The organism is Mesorhizobium sp. USDA 4775 (assembly GCF_054062655.1).
The window spans coordinates 1-12,650 of record NZ_JBSSFM010000002.1 but is presented as its reverse complement, the minus strand read 5'-3'; the positions used below and the strand labels follow the sequence as shown (position 1 = coordinate 12,650).

Sequence of the window (12,650 nt, the reverse complement as noted above, 5' to 3'; positions counted from 1 at the left end):
CCGCTTGTACGGGGATCGGCCGTGGACTCTGCCAGTCCCATCGGCATTTGAGAGGCAGTCTCGGAGTGGCGCCTCGTGCAGATGAAATCCTCCTGTGGTAGCACCTCTCTGTAGGAGCCGCAGGACGTACGTGTGGCAGCAACAGTGGGCCTCCTCAGATTTGTGGGCATCGGAATCGCGATAGCATGTTGCCAGATAGTGGGTTGTTCAGGGTGTCCGCCTGGAGGATGAATGTCGCCCAGTGGCGGCCAGCCGCTATCCGTACATAAACCTCGTCGGTCGCTACTTGAGGAATCGCCTTCCCTTCGTCCAATAGTCGAAACAAGGCCCAGGGGCCTACCTTCGAAAGGGCAGCAGGCGCGAAGCCGTTGAAAGTGACCGAAGCGCCACCGAGGCCGCCGACAGTGGGCCAACGGAAACGCACAGGTTTGTATGCTCCTCGTCGCTGCGTGATTTGCTGGCCGTCGATCTCAACCACCACCTCGTCGGTCGACCGATCGGTATCAGCGACGGTTAGCAGAAACTCGATTGACGGCTGACGACCGGCATCCTTGAACATAGAGTCCCGGATTGCGGCTGCTCGCTTGAATTGTGCCAAGGACTCCCGGTCGATTTGTAAATCGACGCTTCCCGTGGACTGTACTTCCCGCGGGCCCGAAGACCTATCAACAAAGGGAGCCAAATACTGCGCAGAAAACGTGTCGATAAGCCCATCCCTGCTGAACAGCCGAGCGAAATCTTCTAAAGGAGCGTCTCGACGGGATTTGCGGCTGAAGGGATACCGTCCTGCGGTTACCCGCCGACATAAGTCGCCAGCACCTTCTGCCCACAAGCTGGCGACATGACGTTTTGCCTCGCTCATGGACAGTTTCGAGCTTAACCGGCCCACGCTCAGGATCCATTGCCGAATGGGTGGCGGCAGATTGGCGGCTCCCGCTTCGATTTTACGGATCGCGATAGCGGTTTCATCACCCTTCACCGACGAGTGTGAGCCGGCGAGGCCCTGCATTTCACCAATCGATTGGTAAAGAGCAGCAAGATCGCTTAAAGCGCTGTCGATCGGCGCTTGAGCACCTGGGGGGCTGTTGGGCGGCACATCGACAAGTTGGTGTAGCCATAGAAAATGCACATCCGTATAGAGCTGGCCATGGCTTTCAGGAGTGTCGGCGACAGTCGGCGATCGGAAGATTGACTGAAGATCGCTTTCGGATGGTTCCTTCTGAGCGCTGCCTTTACCTTCGGTCGGCGTGTCGCGTTCGGGCGGTTCACCGAGCTTGGTCTCCTGTGCCGCTGCGGCAAGGAACAAGCGCACCGGCGAGGTGGGTGCTGAAAGCGCGTTCAGCGTTCGCAAAGCGTCATCGACACTCGCCATTGGCCGCAGCGAAATGTCATTAATGAGTTCGTCCCAACCAACCGCAAACTCCTGAAAGTAGAGATCCATCGCCGCCCGTCGCAACGTCTCTTCCGCTTCACCTGTGGAAGTGGTCGCCTGGTCGCCAAGAACCCAACCTTCTGCAGCAACCGCGTGTGCTACCTGTGGCAGCAGGCGCAGGAATGTCCCATGGAAACCGGCTAGGGTGTAAATACCGGCGATGCCAGTGTTGAGGGGCTGTCCTGATTTGCGCATCAAGACGTCCCCCCCCATCGATCCGGCGTGGTCGGACAGACGCCATGTTGGCAAGTTGGCGGCCTGAGTACTGTTTGTGACGATGTTGAGCACACGACGCGGCATCGAGAGGCGCTGAAGCTTTGCGCGGCTCTTTTCGATCAATTCGCTGTTGAGATCGATAGTTAGCGGCGGGTTGTCCAAAAGGGCATCAAGGTGATCGGCCAACGCACGACGAAGGGTGGCGTCGGCCTCAGCTGGATACATCCCCTCCCAGTCGAGGGTCATCCACTCATTGATGTCCTGTGGCTGGAACGGTCCACGCCCCCCAAGCATCAAATAAATTTTCAGCGCCGGATAGAGGAACGGAGGGTCGTCCTGGTGTTCCGCTAGTAGTGCTTCCAGTCGGAAAGCTAGGCGGGGCAGCAAGATCGTCTCTAGGCCCCGGCGATAGGCCTCATGCGCTTGTATCCGAAGGTTTTCACTTTGAGCTGAAACTAATCCCGAGAAGTTGTTTTCCGCTCTGGCGGCTTCGTCATAGTCGGTCTTCACGGTGCGCAGCCGCTCCAGCAGCGGCAGAACTGGTCGGAGATCGCTACTGTCTACCCGGTCGAGGCGCAGTTTCCCCGCTTCCTCGGCATAGCTGCTGGCCGCTAGACGAGCCCCTTCCATCAAGTGGACATTGCGGCTGTAGCTGACTATCAAGAAGGCAGCTGCTGAGGCCATAGCTGCCGCGATTGTCGTGCACAAGCCATATTGAATCCACCGCTGTCGGCGTTCGACACGGGGATGGGCTTCAACAAGTCCAGCGTTGGCGAAGACGACCTGACGAAGCAAACGAGTGATGAAATAACTACGCTTCTGGTCGGATGAAATAGGGGTGGCCGGCAGAGAGATGCCGAAGGTCGGAGACCTGGCCCCCGCAATGCGATCAAAGGGCGCACCCACCTGCATTGCGCTCACGAAGTAGATGCCGCGGAGCAAGATCGGGACCTCGTAGGCGTTGCGAGCGAAGGCCTCCTGCAGAAATTGATGGGACAGATGCTTGAGGCTTGCGACCTGCTGTGGGAAGCTGAACACAAGCGCGCGCCGGTGGATGTTGCTCTCTTGCTGCAGTCGTTCAAGCAGCCTGTCATTGAGGCGCCCGACGAGTGTGTCATATTCTGCAGCGTAAGAGTCCATCGGATCGCCTTCACTTTCCGATGGCTGTTGCGCGAAAGTGAAACCCCATACGGCCTCGCGCCCCTCGCGGCCGAGGTCGTCGAAGAACTCGCTAAATCCCGCTATTAGATCGCTCTTGGTGAGCAATATATAAATCGGCAGCCGCAATCCGAGTTCTTCATACAGCTCAAGGATCCGCTGCCGGATGCATCTGGCGTGATCTAAGAGCTCCTCCTCGGATGACGAGCTCAGCTCATTTATCGCGATTGATACCAACACCCCGCTCAGCGGCTGGTGCCGACCCCTGCGGCTGAGCTGACGAAGGAAGCCCTGCCATACCGCTCTGTCCTGTTCCGGGTTGCGCTTCTGAACCATGTAGTATCCGGGAGTGTCGATGAGCACGGCATGATCCGTGAACCACCAATCACAATTGCGCGTGGCCTCGACCACGCCGCCCGATTTCCGGCTGAGTTTTTCCTCCAATGGGAAGCTGAGGCCAGAATTGGCAAGGGCAGCGGATTTTCCCGATCCGGGCGAGCCGATAATCGCGTACCACGGCAGTTGATCGAGCCGCGGCTTGCCGAGAACGCTGTGTCGAGGAAGCCGCTTTAGCGTAATACGAGTTTGGCGAAAGCGAGCTGACATGGCTTTTGCTTCGGCAGCGGCGCTGGCTCGCGCTCCGTCCCAATCGGAAGAAGTCGATCCTCCACCATCCGCCTCTTTTTGCTTTGTCCCGATCCCCTCCAGCATGCCGGACACTCGTCCAAGGAAAAAGTCTTGAACGTTGCCTTGGATCATGTAAATCACGACGTACGCGATCGGCATTAACGCTGACGCCGCAAGTTGTTCACCAAGGCTGTCAAGTGGGATAAACCCTCCAATTGAGAGGTGCCGTCCAAAAATAAAGATCATAGCAGTAGCTATGGCGACTGCTATGACACCGAGCCAGCGGCCATCGAGCGCTCTCTTGAATGACTGCATGGGGCTAACTCTCAGTGTGGCTTCGTGATTATGATTTCGATCCGGCGGTTCTTGGCGCGGCCTTCTGGCGTCTGGTTCGAAGCGATCGGTTCTCCGCTACCTCTGCCTTCTTCCCGCAAGTGGCCAGACTCACTCATCGTCGATCTGATAATGTCAGCCGCTGCCTTGGCACGTGCCATTGAGAGGTCTTGGTTGGAAAGATAAGCACGAGATCCGATCGGCATCGAGTCTGTGTGTCCGGTCAAAAGAACCGCCCCGGGCTGCTCGTTCAGGCCTCGCCCAATCCGCAGAAAAAGCGGAACGAACGTATCCTTCACGATCGAACTTGCGGAGTCGAACATCCCTGGGGCACGGATGGTTACCACAATCTGGTGCGCATCCTCCGTGACAGCGACCAACCCATCGCGAATTTCCGCGCCTAAAAAGCGACGCAGTCGATCGCCACTCCTCAGGACTGGGGGCGGTGCTGCGGTCCTCGCCAAGCTCACCGCTCCACGCGGCTCTAGAGTTGCCAGCCTAGCAAGGACTGCATCCGACTGGCCATCGAGTGCAAATAATAGCCCGGTATAGAGCGACAGAAGGGCTGCTGCCCCGGTAGCGCCTGCGGCCCAAGATGGAACGAATCTACTGGACGGTCTTCGCGCCGCGGCCCGTTCTTGCCAGTGTGGAGATATGTCACGCTCAAACTTACCACGCGCTGCCCGGATCAGGCGGTACGTGTCCTCGCACAACACGCTTATCTCGGAGGCCCCACGCGCGGCCACCCGGAAGCGACCCTCGAAGCCCAACCGCATGCAGTAGTAGAGGAACTCCAGCAGGTCGAGGTCGTTTGTCGGGTTTTTTTTCATTTGCTCTAGAAGCTCGAAAAAGCGATCGCCGCCCCAAGTCTCGCCGAACAACGTTCCGACCATGCTTCGCGTTGTCCAGACGCTGTGGCTACCCCAAGCCGTATTCAGCACGATGTCATCGATCGTGGCACAAAGAGCGTATTTGCTGATCTTGATCGTCCGCGTCGGCAGTCCGAGCGACATTATTCCACGCTCGAATGCATCGATCCCTCGCAACACCCGCAAGCGCAACTCTTCGACATCAAGTTGATCCGAACTGGTCTTGAGGTGAGCACAGAGGCCCAACAGCGCTGCCGCAGCCGCGACCAGCGGATTGAGCCGGTGAAGCGTTAGCGTTTCCCAGAGCGGCTGGTCTGATATCGGCGGTGACGAAAGAGCCGAAGGGCCAGGGCCGACTGCGAGGTCGGGACGCAAGACGGTACCCTCAGTCGGTATGGCTACCGGTTCCATTGGGCGGACTCTATTATCATGGCTTGTGCCTTGTGCACGCTAGCGATGTTCTCACGACCCGGAGGCTAAAACTCGACTCAACACTCTGAAGCGTTTCAGTCTCGATGTCGGAGACGACGGCATTGAAAACTCGGCAGTACTCGTCCCAAAGCCTAGCTTTCCGGCTGCCGAGCCAGAGCTTCCTGCTCCGGACAATCGACGCCTCGATCGCTTTAGGACAGAGGCGTTCACGGGCACTGGGTAGAGCCTTGTGCAGTGCCGTTAGCATCGGACCCTCATGCGCTGTGATGTCAGCAGGGGCCTGCTCGACGGCGACGTCTCCATTAAGGAGCCGCGGGATGTCGGTGCATAGAGCCCTGCGCAAGGCGTCCTTGGCATTCAGCATCAACTTCAGGGTGTTTTCGATCGGCTGCGCGGTGCTCGTACACTGATGGCCGGATTCGTGCCGGGCGTGCTGGCAAGCGGAGACGGTACTACTGAGACCGACGAAGGAATTCAGAAGCATCCGCCCCGCACGATCCATGATCGTTGAAATATCAGCTTGCCCGAGATCTGCCAGAGATAGCCCACAGGCGGTGAGAAAGGCCGCTATAGCAGCATGATTTTGCCCGCCAGACTCTGTCTGCCCAGCCACGATCGGATGAGACAACTGCTCAGGCGCCGGCGGTGACGGGGCTAGGCCGGTTTCTACAGGAGGGTCTTTGTTGACGCTGGTGAAGCTTGGCCCAATTCTCGCCGCCTGTTCCGCTGAGAGCTCTGTCGCAAGATCCCACTCCTCCGGGATGATCTCGACGCACGACACCGGCTGCACGAAGATGCCACACTGGTCCGGTATACGATCTGGATAACTGTCCATCTGCCAAGCTCCAGCGGTGGCTGGCGATAAGTCTTGCTCGGCGTCCAAGAACGACGACGGCGGAAAGTCTCTATCGAAGGACTCGACGAACGAGAGTCGAGTGGTCTTACCAACCGACATGGCAGGAGCCATCTCAACCACCCCCAGAAGATCCGACGCCTCAAGTGCGCCTAGAGTGCGCGGCTCGCCTTCGGCAGAATCCTCCATGGAAGCTACATCGACCTTGATCATGTATCCGCCAATTCGAACGATATCACCGGCCTCCAAGATAACAGGCAGGTCCGACGGCAGCGGCTTAGCCCCGTCATTCAACGATGTGCCATTGCCGTTGGGCTCGATCAGCAAGAATTTCCCCTCCGCACGTTCGATCGAGAAGCGGTGCGTCGAGACTGTTTGCTGATCATCCGACAGAACAAACCCATTGTCCTCGGACACGCCTACCGACAGTCCGCCAACTGACTCAATTAGCCAGCTCATACCGCGTTTACCCGATAGGCCGGGTCCCGTATTCGTTACACGTAGAACGAGTGGCATGTTGAACCCGCATTCGCGAATGGTGGCTATTGGGACCGAATGGCCCAGAGTGCCATGTCGAGATTTGGGAAATCACCGGCCACGTGCAGCGCCAGGCCAGCGGAATGAGGCATGTCCTTCCAGAGGCGGCTCTGCTGATCGATCTCAAAGTAACTGACGCCGACATGGAAGGGGATCTGCCTTGGGGCGACCGGGAGACGGTTGATGCTGATCCCCTGCAGCGCGACATTGACCAACTCTTTGATCTTCTCAGCTGGGCCGATCTTGATTTGGCTGGGAAACTCGCGCTGTAGCCGCTCGGTCTCAACATCGGCTCGCACGGCTATCACGAAGCTCGCGGTCGTAAACAGCGAACGGTCAAGCACCTCGGCGAGATGGACACCGTATTTATACTCCCGCAGCGGCAAAGGTATCGCCGTCCGTTCTAGCACAGTGCTTAGCGAGGATCGAATCGAACTGATCACCGGCGCAAAAGTGTGCGACAGAGCGTCGTGCTTGTAGCCGGCGAAGGACGGGGGACGCTTCTCGTCCCGTGAAAACGTGGCCAGCTCACCAGCCAACTGGACCGTGAGGCCGTACAGCCCCACCGGATTCACGCCTGCTACTTTGGAAAGGTATTCGAAGTAGGGCTCATAACGATTGATCGCCTGGAGCAGAAGGAAATCAGCAATCTCGGCCACCCCGCGCGTGCCCGACTGCGACACCCGGGCTGCCAGCGCCTCACCTCGATGGTGAAGCAAGCCGGTGATTTCGGTCACGTAGTTCGACAGGACAGGGGAACTGGCGCAGTCAGGAGTTGGTGGGATGTAGTTCTCATCGAGAATGATTTGACCGTCGGCCCGGACCTCAATTAGGCGTGCTATAGGAAGACAGGCGAACCCCGCGCGATTTGCTACGTCCGGCAAGAGCTGAAAACGCAGCCGTGCCACCTCAATGGAGGCGCCGCCTCGCTCGCCCGCATTTGTGTCGACAAGATCTTGGACTGCAACCTCAAAGCGGGCCGGGACGTCGATTTCTGCTCGCGCATCCGTTTCTACCGCCCCTGGTTGATAGAGGGATACTGCCACGTGGATGAGTGAGTCGCGGAGATCGCCCGGAACGCCGTACGGAGTGGGCTGGTCGGCGTCATCTGGAATGCTGAACGGAGTCCCGTCCGGCAAAACGCCGCACGCTGTTTCGATAGCGATCTTACCCAAGCCAAGCAGCTCGCGATTGAGCCGGAGCTGGGTGATGCCCCAGCCATAACGCTGCAAAGCGGCCGTTCTGCTGCGCACCAGCTTTTCGACGTAACGGTCGTTTTGCTGAAAATGCTGCGGTCGGAGGAATAACCCCTCCGACCAAACGACCTTATTGTCCCAAGACATCCGCCTGGCTCCGCGTCATTCGATAAATCAAGTCTTCAATGAGACGGCTGTAAGGCATCTTTCTGAAATCCTTATATGCGCAGTTAGTATGCAGCCATTAGAGACAGGACTACAGGCTCGCTCTTGCCATGGCTGCATATCAATTTCGCATTCCACATGAGGCCTGTGGCCTGCTGCCGGTGAGCTATGGCGGAAAATGGGTGATGACGGTTTGAGAAGGGCGGCGTATCGAGGCGGGTGATTGAAGCCTGCCAGAACCTCTCAAGGAGAGCGATACGCCATGAACGAGACTATCAACATTGTTCGCCTTCGTCAGCCCGACGAGATCGATGATCCCCTGACGGATGTGCTCCGCACCGGCGCGCGCAAATTGCTGGCGCAGGCGATCGAGATGGAGGCCGAAGCGTTTCTTGCCGAGATGCGGGATCTGAAGCTGCCGGACGGACGTGAGCGGCTGGTCCGGCACGGTCGCGGCCCGGAGCGGAGCATCCAGACGGGGATCGGGCCGGTGCCCGTCAGCCGGGTGAAGGTCCGGGACCGCGGCGCGACCGGCGAAGCGGACCGGGTCCGGTTTTCCTCATCGATCCTACCCAAATGGGCGCGTCGGACGCGAAGTCTGGACGCGCTGCTTCCCGTTCTTTACCTGCGCGGCGTTTCGACGGGCGACTTTCAGGAAGCTCTGGCAGCCCTGCTCGGCAAGGAGGCAGCGAACCTCTCACCCTCGGTGATCACGCGGCTGACGGCAGAGTGGACCACCGAATACGAGCGTTGGCAAAAGCGCGATCTTTCGGCGCGCCATTATGTCTATGTGTGGGCGGACGGGGTCTATCTCCAGGCGCGCATGGAAGACCATGCCGAATGCATGCTGGTGCTGATCGGCGCCACGCCTGAGGGCAAAAAAGAACTCGTCGGCTTCCAGACAGGGATTCGTGAGAGTGCGCAGAGCTGGCGCGAGCTGCTGGTCGACGTGAAGCGTCGTGGCCTGCAAATCGCGCCCGATCTTGCCGTCGGCGACGGCGCGCTTGGCTTCTGGAGCGCGCTCGATGAGGTCCTTCCCGGCACCAAGCACCAGCGGTGCTGGGTGCACAAGACAGCCAACGTGCTCAACAAGGTGCCGAACTCAATGCAGGCCGGCATGAAGACAGATCTGCGCGAAATCTTTTCCGCCCCGAACCGAGCCTCAGCCGAGACGGCGATTGCCGTCTTTGTCGAGAAATATGATGCGAAATACGGCAAGGCGGTCGACTGCCTGACCAAAGATCAGAATGCCTTGCTGGCGTTCTACGATTTCCCCGCCGAACATTGGGATCATCGGGACTGTCAGGAATTCCGTGTGCGGGCGGGCATAATGGGTAAAAAGGATTCCCACTATGACCCGACGCAAAGAACCTGCGATACCGAATGATCTTCTCGACCAGCTTCTGGCAGGCGGGGCAGCCAGTGCTGCCTTCGAACAGGGCGGCCTGCTGGATACGCTCAAGAAGGCTCTGACCGAGCGCGCGCTGAACGCGGAGATGGACCATCATCTGGCGAGCGGCGAAGACGCTGGCAACACGCGCAACGGTTATGGCCGCAAGACGGTGACGACCGAGACCGGCAAGCTGGAGATCGATGTTCCGCGTGACCGCCAGTCGAGTTTCGATCCGCAACTGATCGCCAAGTACCAGCGCCGTTTTCCCGGCTTTGATGACAAGATCGTGTCGATGTACGCGCGTGGCATGAGCACCCGGGAGATCACCGGGCACCTGCGCGATCTGTACGGCATCGATGTGTCTGCGGACCTGATCTCAACGGTGACGGACGCCGTGCTCGACGAAGTCGCCACCTGGCAGCAAAGGCCGCTCGATCCGATTTACCCGCTGGTCTTCTTCGATGCGATCCGGGTCAAGATCCGCGATGAAGGGATGGTCCGCAACAAGGCCATCCACATCGCACTGGGCGTGCGCGCCGATGGTGCAAAGGAGGTGCTGGGCCTGTGGCTCGAGCAGAATGAAGGCGCCAAGTTCTGGCTGCGGGTGATGAACGAGCTCAAGAACCGCGGCACGGAGGATATCCTTCTGGCCGTCGTCGATGGCCTGAAAGGCTTCCCGGACGCGATCACCGCTGTGTTCCCGGAGGCGATCGTCCAGACGTGCATAGTCCATCTGCTGCGCAACTCGATGGACTTCGTGTCCTGGAAAGATCGCAAGAGCCTCGCCGGCGCACTCAAGGAAATCTACCGCGCCGTCGATGCCGATGCCGCCGAAAAGGCGCTGGCGGCGTTCGAGGCCGGCCCCTGGGGCCTGCGCTATCCCGCCATCGGCCAGAGCTGGCGGCGCGCCTGGGCCGAGGTCATTCCATTCTTCGCGTTCCCTGACGACGTCCGCCGGATCATTTACACGACGAACTCAATAGAGGCGTTGAACTCGAAACTTCGACGGGCTGTCAGGGCCAGGGGCCATTTCCCCAGCGACGACGCGGCGACCAAGCTGCTCTATCTGATCTTGAACCGATCCGAGAAAGAGTGGAAAATGCCGCCACGTGAGTGGACCATGGCCAAGGCCCAATTCGCTGTCATCTTCGGCGAGCGCTTCATCAGGGCAATGGCTGCATAATGTTCAACAGCCCGCCCGCACACGGAATTCCTGACAGTCCCGGATCATCTGCGGACATCGAATCCCATCGAGAGCGTTTTTGCCACCGTTCGCCATCGCACGGTGCGCACGAAAGGCTCCCTATCATCGAAGACCGCAAGGCTGATGGTCTTCAAACTGGTCATGGCCGCCGCCAGGACATGGCGACGATTGAAAGGACAAAATCAGTTGCCGAAACTCATCGCAGGTGCCAGATTCCAAGATGGAATCGAGGTCATCGAATTGAAGCCGCAGAGCGCCGCTTGATCAGCCTCGTCACCCAAATTCCAGCATAGCTCTAGTGTAGCCCCCGGCAAACCCACGATCCTTCAGCTCTCGCAAGAGCCGCCGACCGCTAAGGCCGGGATAGGCAGCAACCCGTTCACGCAAATAAGCGGTGAAGGGATCAATCACCGTCGCCCGCGGCTTCCTTGGTCCATAGGCAGGGGCCTCAAGGCCACGCTCGATGTATTTGCGGATTGTCTTTCGATCGACGCCGGTCTGCCTGGCGATCGCTGACATCGACAGCCCCTGCCGATGCATATCCAAGATCATGACTATCTCCCCGAGTTTGATCACCGCCATTCCCCTCTCGACCATCGAGAGCAGTATCGGTGATGACGCGCCGCCGGTCCTCCGGGGCGCGCCCCGGAAGACCGGCGGCAACGCTAAACTGAGGAAGATTCAAACGGCACTTCTGGGGAGTATTGACCCGGTATCGACAAACTGCCCCACGGTTCGTCATGGTCCGCCGATGGCGACCCATCATCCGACAGAATGACGGCATATGAACTATGCATGGCCGCCAATGGGTGGGCTGTGGCATTCCTTGCGGAATTTGCTGCCGGAGAGAACCCATTGGACAACGCAGGCCGGGCGTGGCCCTACAATACTTCCGAAGAATATGATCCCGCTGAAGTCTTCTGGGTAGCGGGATTGACAGGGAGGACAACCGAGGAGTTGATGCGGAACTACCGTCAGCTTCATCAGCAGGCGCAGCAATCGGGCATGGAGCAGCAGATGAACGGGTTGAACTTCGGCGGACCCGCTGCTGAGCCAGACAGAGGGGCTATGCGGATACCGCCGCCCTCCCTGCGGGACAACCAGTTTAGCAGCGCGCGTTCGGAATTTAGTGCATCCGGACTGTCCGATGCCATCCAGCCACCTTCCCCCGGCAATTTGGCGGCACTAGGGCAGCAATCGGGCATGGAGCAGCAGATGGACGGGTTGAACTTCGGCGGACCCGCTGCTGAGCCAGACAGAGGGGCTATGCGGATACCGCCGCCCTCCCTGCGGGACAACCAGTTTAGCAGCGCGCGTTCGGAATTTAGTGCATCCGGACTGTCCGATGCCATCCAGCCACCTTCCCCCGGCAATTTGGCGGCACTAGGGCAGCAATCGGGCATGGAGCAGCAGATGGACGGGTTGAACTTCGGCGGACCCGCTGCTGAGCCAGACAGAGGGGCTATGCGGATACCGCCGCCCTCCCTGCGGGACAACCAGTTTAGCAGCGCGCGTTCGGAATTTAGTGCATCCGGACTGTCCGATGCCATCCAGCCACCTTCCCCCGGCAATTTGGCGGCACTAGGGCAGCAATCGGGCATGGAGCAGCAGATGAACGGGTTGAACTTCGGCGGACCCGCTGCTGAGCCAGACAGAGGGGCTATGCGGATACCGCCGCCCTCCCTGCGGGACAACCAGTTTAGCAGCGCGCGTTCGGAATTTAGTGCATCCGGACTGTCCGATGCCATCCAGCCACCTTCCCCCGGCAATTTGGCGGCACTAGGTACGACCCCATCTCAGCTCGAACGCGCCGGGCCTGAGGATCAGGCGTTTGTCTCAGAACAAGTTGGGGTTCTACACCAAATAATAACCAATACTTTCAAAAAGGATGGCGCTGGCTGGGCCACAAACCTGCTGCATGCAAGTGCTCGCGATGGCACTATCACGTTTCTGACAACCGCCCTGCGCGAAGTCGTTGGCAAACTGTCCGCGCAGCATCTCGGTAACATGCCAGACCATGTCAAGATCGCTGCATCATCAACTGTTCTCGCTGGGCTTGGGATTCTCAACGTGGCGTCTGCAATCCGGCAGGAGGTGGATGGTTCAGCCAACTGGCTGACACGCAGTGCTCGTCTATCGACTGTCGCCTTGCTGGGAGGGGCCAGCGGCGTTGCCTATGCGACGGGAGGCCTGGGCAGTGCGGCGCCCCTTCTGATAAAGGCCACAGCATATGCG

6 protein-coding genes and 3 pseudogenes are annotated in these 12,650 nt (G+C 59.1%); 4 read left to right on the top strand and 5 right to left on the bottom strand.

Annotated elements, in window-relative coordinates; genetic code table 11:
* Positions 1-154: 154 nt before the first annotated feature.
* The 4 genes from tssM to tssK are packed head-to-tail and all read right to left on the bottom strand — an operon-like array spanning position 155 to position 7,800.
* A complete protein-coding gene (gene tssM / locus ACVILI_RS31820; RefSeq protein ID WP_240565387.1) occupies positions 155-3,748 on the bottom strand; it encodes a type VI secretion system membrane subunit TssM in 3,594 nt (1,197 codons plus the stop codon).
* Positions 3,749-3,759: 11 nt separating this feature from the next.
* The gene (gene icmH, locus ACVILI_RS31815; RefSeq protein ID WP_051726977.1) at positions 3,760-5,046 is read right to left on the bottom strand and encodes a type IVB secretion system protein IcmH/DotU; all 1,287 of its coding nucleotides are present in this window, start codon (positions 5,044-5,046) and stop codon (positions 3,760-3,762) included.
* A 16-nt stretch (positions 5,047-5,062) separates the two neighbouring features.
* Entirely contained in the window at positions 5,063-6,436 is a 1,374-nt protein-coding gene (gene tagH, locus ACVILI_RS31810; RefSeq protein ID WP_084791829.1) for a type VI secretion system-associated FHA domain protein TagH, read from the bottom strand.
* Positions 6,437-6,462: 26 nt separating this feature from the next.
* On the bottom strand, positions 6,463-7,800 hold the full coding sequence (gene tssK / locus ACVILI_RS31805) for a type VI secretion system baseplate subunit TssK (RefSeq protein WP_038654562.1): 1,338 nt from the start codon (positions 7,798-7,800) through the stop codon (positions 6,463-6,465).
* A 280-nt stretch (positions 7,801-8,080) separates the two neighbouring features.
* On the opposite strand from tssK, the pseudogene ACVILI_RS31800 reads away from it, so the two are divergent.
* The 3 genes and pseudogenes from ACVILI_RS31800 to ACVILI_RS31790 all read left to right on the top strand — a co-directional run.
* Positions 8,081-9,112: pseudogene (locus ACVILI_RS31800) on the top strand (IS256 family transposase); the annotation flags it as partial.
* 58 nt (positions 9,113-9,170) lie between these two features.
* Positions 9,171-10,394, top strand: coding sequence for an IS256 family transposase (locus ACVILI_RS31795; protein ID WP_038649879.1), 1,224 nt, complete (start codon positions 9,171-9,173; stop codon positions 10,392-10,394).
* 42 nt (positions 10,395-10,436) lie between these two features.
* Positions 10,437-10,679, top strand: a pseudogene (locus ACVILI_RS31790) (IS256 family transposase); the annotation flags it as partial.
* Positions 10,680-10,712: 33 nt separating this feature from the next.
* On the opposite strand, the pseudogene ACVILI_RS31785 reads toward ACVILI_RS31790, so the two are convergent.
* Positions 10,713-10,991 (bottom strand): annotated as a pseudogene (locus ACVILI_RS31785) (helix-turn-helix domain-containing protein); the annotation flags it as partial.
* Positions 10,992-11,210: 219 nt separating this feature from the next.
* Between ACVILI_RS31785 and ACVILI_RS31780 the strand changes: the two are divergent.
* Positions 11,211-12,650: hypothetical protein (locus ACVILI_RS31780; RefSeq protein ID WP_457102751.1), on the top strand; the 1,440-nt coding region annotated here is incomplete at its 3' end.